This window comes from Metabacillus sp. SLBN-84 (assembly GCF_053629595.1).
In genome coordinates this window covers 1,586,970-1,602,808 of record NZ_JBRJIP010000001.1, presented here as the reverse complement: position 1 = coordinate 1,602,808, position 15,839 = coordinate 1,586,970, and the positions used below count along the sequence as shown (strand labels likewise).

Annotated in this window: 22 protein-coding genes and 1 pseudogene; 4 read left to right on the top strand and 19 right to left on the bottom strand. The window is 37.0% G+C overall.

Annotated elements, in window-relative coordinates; translation table 11 throughout:
- Positions 1–38: 38 nt before the first annotated feature.
- The 3 genes from RKD52_RS07990 to RKD52_RS07980 form a co-directional block, all read right to left on the bottom strand.
- Positions 39–728, bottom strand: a complete 690-nt coding sequence (locus tag RKD52_RS07990; protein ID WP_454099292.1) for a response regulator transcription factor — start codon at positions 726–728, stop codon at positions 39–41.
- Positions 706–1,815 (bottom strand): sensor histidine kinase, encoded by a 1,110-nt coding sequence (locus RKD52_RS07985; RefSeq protein ID WP_454099291.1) that lies wholly within the window; start codon positions 1,813–1,815, stop codon positions 706–708. The genes RKD52_RS07990 and RKD52_RS07985 overlap by 23 nt, the downstream gene beginning before the upstream one ends.
- A gap of 108 nt (positions 1,816–1,923) precedes the next feature.
- Entirely contained in the window at positions 1,924–2,427 is a 504-nt protein-coding gene (locus RKD52_RS07980) for a hypothetical protein (protein WP_454099290.1), read from the bottom strand.
- A gap of 528 nt (positions 2,428–2,955) precedes the next feature.
- Between RKD52_RS07980 and RKD52_RS07975 the strand changes: the two genes are divergently transcribed.
- Positions 2,956–3,399, top strand: coding sequence for a hypothetical protein (locus tag RKD52_RS07975; protein ID WP_454099289.1), 444 nt, complete (start codon positions 2,956–2,958; stop codon positions 3,397–3,399).
- Between the two features lie 15 nt (positions 3,400–3,414).
- Here RKD52_RS07975 and RKD52_RS07970 read toward each other — a convergent pair.
- Positions 3,415–3,660, bottom strand: a pseudogene (locus RKD52_RS07970) (IS1595 family transposase); the annotation flags it as partial.
- 1 nt (position 3,661) lies between these two features.
- Positions 3,662–4,177, bottom strand: a complete 516-nt coding sequence (locus RKD52_RS07965; RefSeq protein ID WP_454099288.1) for an AAA family ATPase — start codon at positions 4,175–4,177, stop codon at positions 3,662–3,664.
- 289 nt (positions 4,178–4,466) lie between these two features.
- On the opposite strand from RKD52_RS07965, the gene RKD52_RS07960 reads away from it, so the two are divergent.
- The gene (locus tag RKD52_RS07960) at positions 4,467–4,871 is read left to right on the top strand and encodes a hypothetical protein (protein WP_454099287.1); all 405 of its coding nucleotides are present in this window, start codon (positions 4,467–4,469) and stop codon (positions 4,869–4,871) included.
- Between the two features lie 70 nt (positions 4,872–4,941).
- On the opposite strand, the gene RKD52_RS07955 is transcribed toward RKD52_RS07960, so the two are convergent.
- From RKD52_RS07955 to RKD52_RS07910, 10 genes are all read right to left on the bottom strand, one after another.
- Complete coding sequence (locus RKD52_RS07955; protein ID WP_454099286.1) at positions 4,942–5,439, bottom strand: NUDIX hydrolase; 498 nt, start codon at positions 5,437–5,439, stop codon at positions 4,942–4,944.
- Between the two features lie 121 nt (positions 5,440–5,560).
- Positions 5,561–6,082, bottom strand: coding sequence for a DUF4279 domain-containing protein (locus RKD52_RS07950; RefSeq protein WP_454099285.1), 522 nt, complete (start codon positions 6,080–6,082; stop codon positions 5,561–5,563).
- Between the two features lie 89 nt (positions 6,083–6,171).
- The gene (locus tag RKD52_RS07945; RefSeq protein WP_454099284.1) at positions 6,172–6,678 is read right to left on the bottom strand and encodes a hypothetical protein; all 507 of its coding nucleotides are present in this window, start codon (positions 6,676–6,678) and stop codon (positions 6,172–6,174) included.
- Between the two features lie 118 nt (positions 6,679–6,796).
- On the bottom strand, positions 6,797–7,075 hold the full coding sequence (locus tag RKD52_RS07940) for a hypothetical protein (RefSeq protein ID WP_454099283.1): 279 nt from the start codon (positions 7,073–7,075) through the stop codon (positions 6,797–6,799).
- Between the two features lie 195 nt (positions 7,076–7,270).
- Positions 7,271–7,774: a DUF4304 domain-containing protein gene (locus RKD52_RS07935; RefSeq protein ID WP_454099282.1), complete on the bottom strand. Its 504-nt coding sequence runs from the start codon at positions 7,772–7,774 to the stop codon at positions 7,271–7,273.
- Positions 7,746–8,153 carry an NUDIX hydrolase gene (locus RKD52_RS07930; protein WP_454099281.1) on the bottom strand — a complete coding sequence of 136 codons (408 nt, stop codon included), beginning with the start codon at positions 8,151–8,153 and terminating at the stop codon, positions 7,746–7,748. The genes RKD52_RS07935 and RKD52_RS07930 overlap by 29 nt, the downstream gene beginning before the upstream one ends.
- Before the next feature lie 371 nt (positions 8,154–8,524).
- Positions 8,525–8,920, bottom strand: a complete 396-nt coding sequence (locus RKD52_RS07925; RefSeq protein WP_454099280.1) for a VOC family protein — start codon at positions 8,918–8,920, stop codon at positions 8,525–8,527.
- A 41-nt stretch (positions 8,921–8,961) separates the two neighbouring features.
- Positions 8,962–9,453 (bottom strand): DUF6584 family protein, encoded by a 492-nt coding sequence (locus RKD52_RS07920; protein ID WP_454101167.1) that lies wholly within the window; start codon positions 9,451–9,453, stop codon positions 8,962–8,964.
- A gap of 343 nt (positions 9,454–9,796) precedes the next feature.
- Positions 9,797–9,931 (bottom strand): hypothetical protein, encoded by a 135-nt coding sequence (locus RKD52_RS07915; protein WP_454099279.1) that lies wholly within the window; start codon positions 9,929–9,931, stop codon positions 9,797–9,799.
- Positions 9,932–10,402: 471 nt separating this feature from the next.
- The gene (locus RKD52_RS07910; protein ID WP_454099278.1) at positions 10,403–10,777 is read right to left on the bottom strand and encodes a DUF2750 domain-containing protein; all 375 of its coding nucleotides are present in this window, start codon (positions 10,775–10,777) and stop codon (positions 10,403–10,405) included.
- 272 nt (positions 10,778–11,049) lie between these two features.
- On the opposite strand from RKD52_RS07910, the gene RKD52_RS07905 reads away from it, so the two are divergent.
- Both RKD52_RS07905 and RKD52_RS07900 read left to right on the top strand, forming a co-directional pair.
- A complete protein-coding gene (locus RKD52_RS07905; RefSeq protein ID WP_454099277.1) occupies positions 11,050–11,349 on the top strand; it encodes a hypothetical protein in 300 nt (99 codons plus the stop codon).
- 367 nt (positions 11,350–11,716) lie between these two features.
- On the top strand, positions 11,717–12,598 hold the full coding sequence (locus RKD52_RS07900) for a GNAT family N-acetyltransferase (protein ID WP_454101166.1): 882 nt from the start codon (positions 11,717–11,719) through the stop codon (positions 12,596–12,598).
- A gap of 129 nt (positions 12,599–12,727) precedes the next feature.
- On the opposite strand, the gene RKD52_RS07895 is transcribed toward RKD52_RS07900, so the two are convergent.
- From RKD52_RS07895 to RKD52_RS07880, 4 genes are all read right to left on the bottom strand, one after another.
- Positions 12,728–13,279, bottom strand: coding sequence for a GNAT family N-acetyltransferase (locus RKD52_RS07895; protein ID WP_454099276.1), 552 nt, complete (start codon positions 13,277–13,279; stop codon positions 12,728–12,730).
- 445 nt (positions 13,280–13,724) lie between these two features.
- Positions 13,725–13,904: a hypothetical protein gene (locus RKD52_RS07890; protein WP_454099275.1), complete on the bottom strand. Its 180-nt coding sequence runs from the start codon at positions 13,902–13,904 to the stop codon at positions 13,725–13,727.
- A gap of 53 nt (positions 13,905–13,957) precedes the next feature.
- A complete protein-coding gene (locus RKD52_RS07885) occupies positions 13,958–14,566 on the bottom strand; it encodes a hypothetical protein (protein ID WP_454099274.1) in 609 nt (202 codons plus the stop codon).
- Between the two features lie 471 nt (positions 14,567–15,037).
- The gene (locus RKD52_RS07880) at positions 15,038–15,535 is read right to left on the bottom strand and encodes a hypothetical protein (protein ID WP_454099273.1); all 498 of its coding nucleotides are present in this window, start codon (positions 15,533–15,535) and stop codon (positions 15,038–15,040) included.
- Positions 15,536–15,839: the final 304 nt, after the last annotated feature.

The window sequence follows — 15,839 nt, the reverse complement described above, 5'->3', positions numbered from 1 at the left end:
AGAGATGAGCCGTCTTTACATTTCCTTTTATTGTATTTCTATTCTTTTTTAAATCTGTACCCTACTCCCCAAATGGTTTCAATAAACTTAGGTGCAGATGGATCCTGCTCAATTTTCTCCCGGATTTTCCTGATGTGGACGGTGACCGTCGTGATGTCCCCAAGAGAGTCATATCCCCAGATCCTCTCGAATAGGTGTTCCTTCGTGAAGACTCTTTCAGGGTGGATCGCCATGAACACCAATAAATCGAACTCTTTTGCGGTAAATGCTTTTTCTTTATTGTCGACGTATACTCTGCGGGAATCTAGGTCCACCCTCAGGTTTTTAATCTCAATTTCATTTTTCAGGGAATCCCGCTTGATTAGCCGGTCATATCTTGAAATATGTGCTTTTACGCGAGCAACCAATTCACTTGGTGTGAAGGGCTTTACAATATAATCATCTGCCCCGCGGTCGAATCCCCTGATTTTATCAATGTCTTCTTTTCTGGCGGTCACCATGAGAATCGGAATATCCAGAAAGTCCCGAAGTTTTTTGCATAACTCGAGCCCATCTATACCCGGCAGCATTAAATCAAGTAATATAAGATTGTACGAATGAGTCCTTGCCAGGTGCAGCCCTTCCTCCCCGGTAGAAGCGATATCACTGTCAAACCCGTTCACTTCTAAATAATCCCTTTCCAGTTCAGCAATATCCGTCTCGTCTTCAATAATCAATATTTTCTTCACGCTCATTCACCTTTTTCAGTGTAAAATAAATACTCGTCCCCACTCCCGGTTCACTCGCTGCCCAGATTTTCCCTCCGTGTTTTTCGATGATTTTTTTGGCTATCGACAGTCCGAGACCAGTGCCTCCAGTAGACGAATTTCTTGATTCGTCTGTCCGGTAGAAGCTGTCAAAAATATGATCAATATTCTTTTTCCGGATTCCGCTCCCATTATCTTTGATTTCCACCTGAACTTCCTTTCCCCTTCCACTCAGGATAATCTGGATGTCTTTCACTGATTTATCCATGTACTTCAGACTGTTTTGGCTGATATTCATAACGACCCTGTTTAATTTTTCCCTGTCCGCTTCCACACTATAAGATTGAAGAGGATCATAGATCAGAACCGCTTTCCCCTGTTCCTGTTCAAGTGTTAACGAAAGTTCCTCAATGAAATCATGAAAATAATCGTCCAGTTTTACGTTCTCAAACGCAAATGGAATTTGTTCAAGGTCCAGCTTGGAATAGAGAAACAGTTCATCGATGAGGACGTCCATCTCATGTGCGTTTTTTTCAATTTTGGAAAGATAACGGTTCAGTTTCTCAGGAGTGCCCGCCACTCCATCCTGAATGCCGCTCACATATCCTTTTATCGAGGTTAAGGGAGTCTTTAGATCGTGCGAAATACTGGCAATGAGCTCCTGTCGGTTCAGCTCGTACTGTTGTTGAACCGCTGCCGCTTTCTTCAGTTTCAACCGCATGTCTTCAAAGGTATTGGACAGCTGCCCCAATTCATGCTTCTGATCTGAAGCACAGCTGTGATTGAGGTCGCCTTCACTGATCTTTTTCGCCGTCGTGGATAATTTCTCAATCGGATCAAGAATACTTCTGGAAAGAGAATAGGTCAGGATTCCGCTGGTGATGGCCAGTATCACAATCATTGCTGCGAAACGAAAGGTTTGAAAGACTTGCATGTCCTCCCCTTCCGGCTTTCTTTCGAGCACATAAAAAAACAAATACCCGGCAGCGAGTTCGACAATGATTAAAGCGAGAATCGGGATGATAACCATACCGATATTAGATAGAATCAGCCTTTTCTTTAAGGACACCTCTATGACACCTCCTCATTCACACTCATATTTTCAGTTCTTGTGCTGGTAAAGCCGGACGTTTATCCAGCTTCAAAAAACACACTGTCCGGCAATCGTTTCTATGATTTAGTTATTTCCTTTTGCTGTCATAAAACGATCAAACTTAATAAATCCTACGAAGATGAACAGTGATCCAAATATATTGCACATAACCCTGAACCAATGTACGATCTTAAATTCCTTCACCGTTTGCTTTAGAAATTCTGCAGAATGAACGTCAGCACCTTCAATAAACATAATCTCATTCCGGGGCCACTCAAAAAGAATGGAAGCTGCCCCTTCTAATAGAATGGCCAGCAGGCTGAAGAGTACCCATTTTCTTGCCGGTTTCACCTTCCACACAAAAATCCCTGCCAGAACACCAGTCAGGATACTCGCAAATCCCAACGGTGGAAAATAAGTATGGGGGCTTGCGGCTTCCATCCAATCCATGGATGATTCCAATGTTTCCGGTACGTTATGAAAAATATTCGGATAGACCATAAACGTATTAAGCAAGATGCTCCCCAATATGATCCACTGAATCCAAAGATGAGATAAAACCGAGTAATAACCTGCTTTTTTTGCCATGCGATAAACTCCTTTTCAATCAGTAGTTTTCGTCGCCTTATCGGCTGACTAGAACTCATTGTAAGGAACAATTCGAAATGATTTCTTATGCATTTCTTAATTTATTCTTAAATGCCGCAAATAAAAAAACGCAATCTCATAAGGATCACGTCAGAGTGGTATATATTCATTTTTGAAATTCATATTATTAGATGACGGTTTTATTTCTGTTCTAATTGTTGGCCTCTTTGGAATAATAGAACCTCTTCTTTAAGTTCTTTATAAATGTCTATGGTGTCGTCAGTCTGAACCTAAGAATTTGCCGACTTCTTTTGATTTCATATCTCTTTCCTCCCTGTCACAATTAGCAATATATCCATATTCAACAACCCTTTACGAATCTGCAAACGCCTCCGTTAAAGATATTTTAATTTTATGGTATTGTTTATGCATATGGCTTAATCCGTTAATGTGCAGGACTTATAAATAAGGAATATAATCTTAGTACTTTATCGTTGTCATTTTGGATAAGTTCAAGGAGTGGTGAAATTGTTTCAAAAAGTTGAAGTCCATAATTGGATTATTGAAGTGGATGTTGATGCAACTAAAAAGCAGTACAACAATAATTGGATATTATGCCAATGCTTAGATTGTTTGAACTATTATGAAGTTATGAAATCATCATCTAATTTAGAGTTGAAATTCTTAAATAGTCTAGGTATTAACCCTTCTAAGTGTGTTCATTTATCAGAATTTGGTCCCAATGAAAAGGGTCTGCACTTATACAGCGGCTGCTACCATATCGTCGGCAAAATAATAAAGGGAAGACCTGTGAACACCAACAGTTGGAATAATAACAATGTATCTGAAATAGGTCGTTTCACTTTTGTTTTTTCAAACGATTTACAATTCGTTCCTGATGGATTTTCCAGTCCAACTCTTCAGATGGATTTTGAAATAGAAATACCTTGGGTGCTTAAAGAATCGCAATGATTTCGTGCAGCAAACCCTTATCCTTGCAAACTTTTTATCATTCATCGCAGTATTAGTGCACAGCAATGCAGATGGAAGAATGAATTCCCCTATCACTGCATCAATTTCTTCGTATTTAACCCGACCAGTACCTGCTTTGCGAGCAATCATATTCCCATTTCGGTCTTGTGCAACTACTACTACTATTTTGATTGAAAATTCCTCTTTTTGCTTTTCTCCACTTTTCTTTGCTTTTCTATGGATAATATCGCGGCGACCTTTGCTATTTCAAGTAATTCTCAATATCACTCATATTAGTTACAACTAAAATTTTGTTACTATATTTGCCGAATTTATTATAGAAATTTGGTTTTCCCACCTCTTCAAAATGTCTATTCCACTTAAACATCTTTAAAAATATTTTAAATGTAGGTTTATAATTTGACTTTTCTAATCTGAGTTGCTGTAAGAGGAACCGCTTTACAATTCGATACGTTCTCACTGAATAATTTGTATCTAAGAAGATGATTAATTCAGCTTTATGAAAGCTATTAGAAACCCATTCTTCATTATGAACCCCTTCTATAATCCAAGCTTCAGAATCAATAATAGTTTTCAAATATTCATCTCTTTCTACTTCAGTTCTTCTTATATCACCAGAGTTATGCCTTATCCAAATGACGTTATCTAATTCATAGAATGGGAAATTCAATTTAGAGGATAAATCCCTTGCTAACGTTGTTTTCCCACTACCTACTGAACCTATAATATGTATTTTCCTAGGAAAATTCTTTTTCATATTTTAGACCACCATTTATCATTTTTCATTAAAATTCCCGTTCAAAAATTATTCTATTTGGAAAAGGAAATTCCCTCTATCTTTAAAGTTCCTCCAGATTCTAAATGTCTCAATCTTTTGTCTTGTTTCATTCTCCACTCTATATTCCAAAAAACACTTTGGATTCTAGTCTTTTTTCTTTTAAAGATTAACCAACAAGATTAATTAAAGTTCCATCAATAATTGCTGTTAATATATGGTACCATTAGAAATAACTATCATAAATTGAAGCTTAAAAGGAGTGTTAATAGTGGAGCGGTTAGTCTGCTTTTATAGAAAATGTATAGTCGTAGTCATTTCTGCTATGATGTATACTGGATATTTTTATACAGGTGGTTTTACTAATTTTGAATTGGATCCATCTATTTTGTTTTCAAGTTTGATTGTATTTGCCATCTGCATAATTGGTTGTACAGCCTATGGGCTTCCAATTTCCATCCTTGCAGAGCTTATTACTAAGAAGATATCGTATAATTTTGTACGCGCTTTTGCTTCGGGATTCCTGCATTTATTAGGAGGGTTTTTGTTTTACTTTATCAGTGAAGATTTTATGTATTATGCTGTTCTGTGCTCAATCCTGTTTTTTCTTACAGACGAAGGGTTGAGAGTGCTTGAAAAAAGATATTCGCACATTTGTTTGAAGGGTTGGGTTTAAGTATTCTTATTCATAGTTTGGACGTTTTGCATAAAACGCCCAAACTGCAGAAGATACAACAAATCTTATACTAATTCATTAATTTTTTTAATTCCGTCAAAACAAAATTTTCACGGTGTATCCATACGTTCTTCTCACATTGATTTAAAATGATTTGGTTTTGTTCTATCGCATCTTCAAGCTTTACCCATTTAGGCGTATATTCTTGTTCAGACTCGTAATCCTCTAACTGTTGGCCAATGACCTTCTCGTCTGTTAATTCACACAGATAATAATGTGAAGTCATTTGAAAGATAGATTCATTATCATAATCATCTAAATGTCTTTCAATGACAACGCCCATTTTGTCTCCAAATGAACCGTTTAAATAGCCTGTCTCTTCTGCTACCTCACGCATTAGACCTTCTGCATGACTTTCATTCTTTTCTACTCCACCACCTGGAAATTTATAGTCTCCAAGATTTGAATGAACCATAAGGATTTTATTGTTTTGGATAATTACAGCCCTGACCGCTTCTCTGTTGTTTATCCTGACTTTTTTATCATCAATCTCCTGAATTCCTAACATTTTATTAAAAATGATAACCCCTCCATTCTGTATGAGAGAAATACGTCTCTTTGTATTAATCCTTTTGGAGGAACCAATCTGGTTGGATCTTCCTGAATTGTCCCCGACTGTGGAATAACTCTTACCTTGCTTTCATGCCAAAAATCATCTTCTTCATTCTATGGATAAAATCAAGAATTCGATCACCAATCGTAATATGATAAATGTACGTATCAAAGTTAATTGTCGTTCCTGTCAAATAACAAAACTCGATAATCTCTTCGTTGAAGGCAATGTGAGGCTTTTCCTCACCGTAAATACTCGGTACAACCATCAATATGTAATTTAAATCGTATTTTTCCTTGAAATTCTGCAGCACTGATATTTTATTTCTTAAATTCTTTATTGTATCTAAACATTGTGCTTCGACATCCAAAATGTCTTTATCAGATCTTTCTGCAGCCCAAGATGAAAAAAGATATTCGGAGCAATCTCTTCTTTTATCACCTTTCTTCCAGGAACTAAAAGGTTGGATCCCTAATTCATCTGTGATTTCATTAGGATCAAAAATTCCATTTTTGTTTCCAACTAATCCTTTAGAGCTGATCCATCCATTGCTCTCTATTCCAAAGTATGTATATGTTTGTGTATATTCTCTCTTCATAAAACCTTCCAATCTAATTTTATTCCTTGAATGTTAAGTCTCTGCGAAAGTTGTATCGCACTGGATTGCAATTTCCCGATTGCGGAGCATTAAATTCTTTCAATCCCTTCTCCGGAAACAACAAAGTGAGGGCTTTTTTCTTTTGAATTAAAAAACCTCCAATGCTCATCTTCTTCTGAACTGTCTGGAAACGTTTCTAACTTATAAGCACTTGATAAAATAACCGAGAATCCCCCGATATCATCTACTTCAATTTCTTCTACGATTATTGGTTCATTATCGTTAATAAAAGATTTAATTCGTTCATCAAATCGATTATTACCTTGAATGTCCCAATCGAAATCCTCAATAAGGCCGTCCCACTTCGAGTTTGGAGAATAGAAATCGCGAGCAGCTATAACAATTTTGTTATCTGATGTAATCCGCCACGAACATTGGATATGTAAGGCATATTCTGCTATTTCTTCTATCTGACCTCTCCTAATAATTTGAACCATTTCACCAAACCCCAGCCAAAATAGGTTGGAGGCTCTTCCTGCATACTGTAATTTCAAACCTTTTATTTTTCCTAATTCCATTTCTATTGCTGCGCGCATTCTTACTCTCCTTATTCTAATACATCAATTATTCATCGCCCGATTCTTTTCTAATTGATTAACACAATTTGCTATTATGGGCACCATCGGTAGGATAAGAGGTTTCTTACACTGTACTTTAGTAATGCTGAGGAATAAACATCATCCTATATTCAGAACCCAATTCTTCTTTTACCTTTTCAGTCAGGTTTTGCCCGATTGCATTATGTTCATTAGCTGAAATTTTCTTGTATTGTTCAACCCATTGAAATAAGTCATTCTTAAGATCATCCTTCAATGGAAATTCATCAATGTCAAGATTCCATCCACATATGGTGCACCAAATTGGATCAGCCCCATAATCCGCTTCAAGTTTAAATGAATTTGTCAATTTGCATCTACAAACATTTTTCAACATCAAAAGCCAGCTCCTAAAAATTATGTATTGTATCTATTTCTGATTCTCTCCTGTCTAATTCCTCAATATAAGTCCATTACTGACTAATTCTGATGCTAATTCACCTACAAGTTCCAATTTATATTTTCTGTTTTGAACTTATAAACCGATAGTTCTTAGGAGACTTTTATTCAGCGAGTCAATGATAGAAATTAATTATTTGCTATTATCCCAATATGCTTCAGCTTCATCTAAATGATTCAAGACCTCAATTGCGACCTTTTCATAAATACTCTCAGGAGCGTTAGCTAGATCGTACCTAAACCAATCATCTGGTCCATCGTTTAACCTTAATCGATCATCGGGATGTACATCGTGTGCTGTTACTTTGTTCGGCGGAACTTTCTCGCCCCAGTGATGAGTAAGGCCTTTTGGAGAACACTTTGCAACTTCAACAACAAAACCACCACCGTACTTGTCAAATTGGAAAGTAAGTAAATCTATTTTTTTATCAGTGATTCGTCGAAAATGAGGAAAGGAGCCTTTAAAACCTTTTTCTCTAAGTGTGGTAACTACATTGTTCCTTAGAGCAGATATCATTTTCAATCTCCCTGATGGCATATTGCACCTACTTTCTTCGAAATAAAAAAGCGTTAATCTCTTCTTGGTTAACGCCCTCTTAATGAATATTCTAGTTCCAAGTGGTTGTACTTGTTTCAAGCTGCTTACTTCCAGACATTTGATCAATTATCCGTGATAATTCTGAATGGAATTTTACTGATTTTAAATCATTAATAAATTGAATCCCTATAATCTTATCTACTTCATTAATAGCGGGAATTCCACTAGCGGTATTTGCAAAATAAAAGTAGCCGTGCCATTTGATATCTCCGAAATAAAAGAATCCATTACAAATCTCAATCAGATCACTAACATCTATTCCAATCTCTTCTTTTACTTCTCGTTTCGCACATTCTAAAGGAGTTTCACCAGCTTCTTGCTTTCCGCCCGGGAAGTTCCAGTCATCCGCTCTGTCCTGAACAACTAATATATTATTTCTTGTATCTTTAATTAATACACGAGAAAAAGCTGGTCCCAAAACTCATTCCTCCAAGTTGATGACTGCTGTTTGTAGACTTTGCTCAGTATGAAGGAGTATATATCCTGTCCGTATCTGTATCAATTACAAAATCCACTTGAGTATTTTCCTCAAAAGGGACGATGTCAAATTTATTTATTCTGCAAAAGATGCTGGGCAGATCACAAACATCAACAGTCATTTGTTTTGCACATACATACATCTGTCTTAATTCTTGTTTTGAACATTTCTTTCCTGTAATCAGTATTTGATGATAAAATCCATCGATTTCAACAATCATTGTATTCACGATCGGTTGCTGGCCAATCTATATAGCACTAGATATGTAAGCTAATTAATATATGACTTTTTCCTTCTTATGAAGGAAAGATTTAAGGCGCTACAAGTTCCACTTTTATTCGATCAGGATCTTCAAAATACACGGCATAATGTCCATTACCACCTGCGAATGGGTGTTTATCCGGATAAAGGATAGGAATCCCTTTCGACTTTAATTTACTTGTCATTTCATCTACGTGCTCTCGTGAACTTGAGTGAAAGGCCAGATGGTTTAGGCCAACTCGGCACCTATTAAAAGAAACGTCCATATATTGTTCCTGTGTTTGTACGAAGACAAGGTAAGTATCTTCAATTTTCCAGCTCTGCCCCTGGTCCCATTCCTGATACTTGCTGTAACCCAGTTCTTCAAGAAAACAACCCCAGAATTCAATAGATCTTTTTAGATCTGATACATATATTTCAATGTGGTGAATCAATCCTTTTGACAAAATATCCGCTCCTATCTTTTATCCTCATATATTTCCCATTGCTAGAAAAGCCATTTCAAAAATGAATACACTCCTAAAACAGCAAATAGAACGGTACCTACTAAGACTGTAAGACAGCCGGCAACAAGCAGTTTATCAAACACTGAATCCTCAGGTTCCTCCAGCAGTTTTTCAGTTACTTTTTTTTGTACAGGTGAAAAATTCTCACTGAATTCCAGATCTTTTACTATTTCTTTATCACCTTTAAACTTTAAAGCTCTTACAACCTGAAAAGGATCATTACCCATCGATTTTTCGAATTCAATACAGGCATGCTGCATCTCAGGTGTTTTATTCTTTTCCAAATACCAGTAGCGTCCTGCCATTGACGGGTACTTCAATGCATAGTAAATATCCCCTAATTTTCTGCGGAGCTCTAATTCATCAGGGTACGTTGCAATTAATCCATGCAGTCTGTCCCTGGCTTTCCCTAAATCGTTTTTCTTAAGATCCTCTTCAATCTTAAGGAGAGTATTTGCCGGCACTTTTTCTATGTGAGACACCTCATTTGATTTATTCGTTCCATCTTTATAAAATCCGTCTTTTTAACAGGAAATCATCTTCATGAAGATCTTCCACTTACCAGTTTGACGACACCAAATAAAAGCCAATACATGATACATACATTCAACAGAAAACCCCAGATTTCGAAGCTGATTTGTCGTCTCCGTAGTACCCAAGCCATTGAGCCGGCATTCCAAAAAACCGGTAGTTTCCTTCCTCCCGGTATCCTATGCCAGGAATAAATGACAGGAAAACTGTCAAAATCAATGAACTGATGAACAGCCATGGTTTCTTATCCACTTGTAAAATAAAAATCACCTCATTAACAGCCAATCACCCGGCTAACCATTGATATCCGATATAAACGGCAATTAATCCGATGACGGCAAAACCGCCAATTGTTGGACTGCCGAAAACAGTACGGTTCCAGCCGTCATCCGTATTGATTTTACTTTTATCTTTCTTCATTGTGTTCCTCCCCTTTCTTATTTCCCTCTATAGCGAAAGCTGTTCATCAGGCAGCTGACGGCCTATGCTTCAATTCAGCTGGCTACAGGAGAATGTTCAGACTTTGCTTTTTCTCTTCTTCAATGGCAAAAACATTAGTATAAGTGACAAGCCTGCGATTACGTATATGGGCGTTAACCAGATTCGGTAAACAGACCCGGGTTCTCCCACCTGAAACTTGGTGTCGATATTAATGCTGTTCCATTCAAAGCTTATGGGATTGACGGCGTCTGCGGAGAAATGGGGGAGGTGCAGTTGGCTTTGAAGCAGTTTAAACAGGATGTAGACAGAGCAGCTTAGTAAGAGCAATGCTGCAGCTAACAGTTTTTTCATAGAACAGGGCTCCTTATACAAATATTCCAATACAGTTCGCCATAAAAAGCGCCAATCCTTCTTGATTGACGCTCCTGTCAGAAGCAAATTAGATGACCATTAAATACGGGTGAGCATTTCCTTTATCTCGTCACGATTTTGTATGCTCGTATTCTTTTCGTTTGGAAAAATGGCTGCAGCTCCCCCGTCTTTTTCAATATCCACCAGCAGTTCTTCTAGAAATTCCGAAAGCGGCATGTTGAATGCTGCGGCTGATTTATTGACATGCGCTGCCTCCATCTCGGCAAAGCTTCGACTTGGCCAAACCGGCAGTAAAAATGGATACTCTCCAAGTTCATCTTCAATTAGAACCAATTCTCCATTCTCGTCCTTAAGCAGCCACACCTGCTCATCTGTTGCAATCATTCCGTAAAAATATGCCAGCCGCTTTTCAGCAGGCCGGTTTAAAATAAATCGTTTAATGAATTTCATCATCTATCTTTCCTTTGTATGTAGTTTCTATGAATCAGGAACTCTCGAGCTCTTTCATTCTCTTGAGGCCGCAGTCAGGCAAGGCATCCTCTTCATCCGCCTGATCCATACTAATTATTCCAAATAGATACACCAGTAACAACACCTTTTTTCATTCAAGAAACATTTATTTCTTTCAACAGAGAGGTCTAATTTATATATCTGAATTCAGCCTTCCTATGATAAACTCATCTTATCAGTATTTTCCAATAGTAATGAAGAAAGGAGATTTAGATATGATGCATGTTCTATTGCTTACTGCGGGACTTTTCGTTTTGCTGTTTGCAGTCCGTAAAATGGTTTCAGGTGAAAAAACAAATCCAAAGACGACTCTTGCAGAAGCAAAACAAATTGCCCGTTCCATGCTGTCGGGAATTGTCATTGTCTTATCACTCATCTTTATCACATATGAGGTCTGGATCCTGGCAGGGAGTTCGGAGGATTGGGATGGCGTTTACATTTCAACAGCTGCTGTCATAGGAACCGTTCTTTTATCTTTTGGCTATTATCATAGAGTGAAATCCAAGTACAGTTAGAGGCTTATCGTTTGCCCCAGCCATCGATTTCTGTCGATGAACAAAGGCAAACGTAAGAACTAAATCGTTCACTTAAGAAGGAAAATATTCCATCGGCTCTACACAATGTGCATACCCATTTTTCTTATAATAATCAATGGCATCATCACTTGGCCAAACAATAACAAACTATGAAAGATGTATCTGCTCATTTCTAATATTCCACTTAATTTTAAATATATGGTAACGTTTACTTTTCATGATATTATATACTTGGCAGCCTGCAAACTTAAAGATTTTTATAGTTGAACAGAATTTATTTCTATTTGGAAAAAGGGAGAATAAAACAGTGATAACAATCGAAAGAGCAGTCATATCAGATGCAGCAATGCTAACAGACATAATGAAAACTGCATTTGATGAAGAAGCAAGAAGATGGCTTCCAAATCAGGAAATGATTGATTACAACATCCAGCCTCCTGGATATTCTTCAGTTGAAATGACAAAATATATGATTGAAGAATTGATTTACTTTAAAATCATCTATAACAGCCATATTGTTGGCGGCATCATCGTGAGTATAACGGGTAAATCTTTCGGCAGATTAGACCGGATCTTCCTGGCCCCCGATTATCAGGGAAAAAAAATTGGCTCAAAGGTCATTGAGTTAATGGAAGAGGAATTTCCGGCCGTAAGAACATGGGACCTTGAGACATCCAGCAGACAAGTGAATAACCACCATTTTTACGAGAAGATGGGGTATCGAACCACTTTCAAAACAGAAGATGAATACTGTTATATAAAGAGAAGAGAAAGTTCTGCAGATATAGAAAGGCTGACAGAGAATCAAGATTTTTCGAAAACTCAATATGAAAACTGCAATATGAGTCAAACAGAGTTCTATCAAGTAAACGCAGAAGGCAGTTCCTTTAGTAACAGCAATTTAATGAATACTCATATCAGCAACTGTAACCTCAGTCACTCAAAATTTCAGAATATTAATTTCAGACATTCATTTTTCGCGGATTTAAACCTTTCTTACAGCAAAATGAGATTAGTCACTCTTGCAGGAGCCCGCTTTATGGATACAAACCTCGGAGATGATGAAGAACCAATCTCTTTTGAAAGATGTGACCTTCAGGGAACGACCATTACGAACAGCAGCCTGAAAAACATGCGCATCGCAGATTGTGATATAGCAGGTATGACAATTGACGATATTCCAGTCGAAAAGCTTCTTGAGGTATATTACCAGGAGATGAAAAAATAACGAATGCATGAAAAAAACAGCCTCTTTAGGAATAAAGGGCTGTTTATTTCTTCATCCTGATAAAATCAATTAGTTTGTTCTGTACAAACATCTCATTGTACACAAATAACCAGCCCATGGAGTCGGGCATTATTCTAACCATTCATATTCTAATACACTGTAAAGCAATGAATCTCTCCATCTATCTTTCAACTTTAGATGATCACGGATTCGGCCTTCTTTTTTCATTCCAGCCTTCTCCATAACGCGAAACGACCCTGTATTTTCAGGATCACAGGTAGCATATATCCGATGAAGACGAAACTCTTTAAAACCTAATTTGATTAGTAAATTGGCCGCTTCGGCTGCAACTCCCTTGCCCCAGTAATCCGGATTCACTATGTATGAAATTTCCCCCGCCCTGTTTTCCCAGTCACTTATGTTTAGTTCCGCTGCACCTATCATTTTCTTGTCTTTTTTGTTAATGATGGCAAAAGCATATCTTGTTCTTTTATCTATTCTGGAGTCTTCAACGATTTGGCTGACGAAAGTTTTCGTCTCTTCTTCTGTATTCGGGCCCCATGGCTGAAAAGCGCATGCCCTTTCTTGAGAAGCGTATTGGTGAACACCTGACCAATCTTCTTGTCTCATTTCCCGCAAGAATATATGTTCACCGGTAATAGTTGAATTTCTTATCTTCATACTGGCCTCCTCATCTTATATTTATATATCCCATCGCAGCTGTACAATAACTGTTAATTATGATCAAAAATACTTTTCACAAAACGAAACAGCAATCTCGGAATAAACGTGATGATATTCCAAACCACTTCAAACAGAATTTCAAATCCAAATTCCCTGCATTTCTCTTTAAATGAGTTTCTTCTTATACCTCTTCTGTTCCTATTCAATTGTCGGACCTCCAAAGTAAACTTTCATATCAATTCGCTCGTCAAACTTACTTCTCTTGCAAATAGAAGGTTTCCTCATTCAGATCGTCCCATTTAATTGTCACCTTCTGCTTTTCCCCTTTTCCTGTTAAAGAACATCCTCTGCAGTTGGAAGACAGAGTAATCGTAGCGGCTTTAACATTTTTTTCTGATTGGGTCGTCTTTCCGTCGCCTATGTTTATGTCAAGAGCGTTAAATTAAGTGCTCTCATTTCCGTCCTTAAAATGAAATTCATAGCTGCCATGCTCTTCATTTCCATCCATAGTTGCTGTGTATTTTCCGGTCCAGCTTTTGCTTTGCCCTGAAAGGTTTATAAATGAATTCGTGCATCCAGACAATACTCCTAATATAAGGACGGTAATAAATAGTTTCTTCATAAGATTCTCCCTTCTCACAGCGGTGCAGCCTGCTGTAAATGGATACAAATACGCTACCTCTTGATTGGATTAATTTCTTCGATCTTCCACTTAAGAGTCTTATCATTAAATCCTTCAGTCTTCGTCATGACAAATTGATAATCCTCCTTTATCATTTCTCCTGTTTGATAGGTAAGTAGTATTTTTTCTCCTTCTGTCCCCATCTTCTTAAGATCGAGCACCGAATTTGGTTCCCAGTCAATGCTACCGGTCCCGAAATGAATACTGCAAGGACAATTCCCTGCTCTGTCTAGAGGTGAGAACCCCCCATTTAATGAAAATCCAAAATAATCTTTTGCCTTATTAAATGAATCTTCCCTTTTATACGCTTCGACTGTCCGAACAGCTTCTAAGAAATCTTGATACAAAACTGGTGATTTCAAGCGATCAATTTCTTTTTTAAGGTCGTCAGCATCATTTTTTAATCGTTCATTTTCTTTTAATGTCTCTTCCAATGCAACAGATTTTTTTTCTTCGTCCTCTTTAAAAGCTGCAACCTGCTCTGTCAGATTGTCTTTTTCCTTTTGAAGTATCTCTGCCTCATTCCCCATGTTTAGATTATTGATGATCATCATTGCTAAAAATATGACCAAAGCGATAATTGAATAGTCTCTTTTTTTCAAACTAGGCCTCCCTCATAAAACAATTGCAAACCAAATGAAAGTAGTTTAATTTACGTAAAAAGGCGGTAAAAGTTTCATTTTTCTGATAATTTAAGGTTCGACTTTATGACCATCTGCTGAATTTAATGTCGCTGCATAGCCAGCAAGGAAATTTAATTGTTGCGTTTTGTGAGAGAAAACCTGAAATCACACTGTATTTGGCACTGCGAATGGCTTTGCACATTAATTCATACCGCTATAAACGGAGTTTTTCACAAAACAAAATTACCAGTTCTCAGTTGAGCTGAGATAAATTGTTTATTTTTGTTTTAACGCATTAGCAATAACTACTTGATAGATCCCGAAGAGTATACACAGTATGATAATTGCAATCCACGTATTTTCTGAGGGAATGATGAAGTAAATAAACGCAAGGATCATCAAAAATACCATGTATCCGAAGGCAAATGCTTTTTTAAACTCCATAAAATTTTACCTCCCCTGGTTATCAAACTCTTTACGTGCTATTTCTTCTTTATTTTTTGATAGTACGATAATTTCATAAGTATCAGTTGCTTGTAATAGAGCAGGTAGATTATTTGATACGACATATTCATTAGCTGCACTAATAACTGTATTTAGATTTTCATCACCCTGCAGATTAGTTTTTTTCAATGAAGTCTTGATGATTATTTTTAAAGGTTCAGGATTAAAGTCTATTGCTATCCCGGTATATTCATCATTATTCTTTTTTAAGGCATCATCAATTTCTACAGTGACTTCCATCCAGTTTGCCTCAACATCATTAGCTTGGATTGGTTGAATACCCTCAAATTCTGTAACTGTAAATTTAGTCACCAGGTATAATAGGAAAATGAATGAAAAAATAATAAGTACTGCTTCAACTCCACTTTTCTGCTCACTGCTTTTTAATTCGATATCATTTCTATATTTTTGCTGAATTTTTCTCATTTTTGAATCTTTAATCATGAAAAGGCCCCTGTTCATAGTTAATACTGTTGTTTGAGATTCATTCCAATAAAGTCCAATTAGCCTGCAATTTGCTGATTCTTTTAGAAGTTACTTTTCTTTTTCTAGAAGTGCACTTCTCAAATCTTCCTTTTAATGGTATATCCATTATTTATAATACTATCATAAAAATCCCATAGAGTTGGAGAATTCATAGCTTCAATTTGAACGCTAAGTTTCATAATCACTAATAGCTTTTGTCTTTAAGCAGGGAACTTTTCCTCTTCAAAGAAGGTTATAAACCTTGCAATAAAAAAATAGCAGG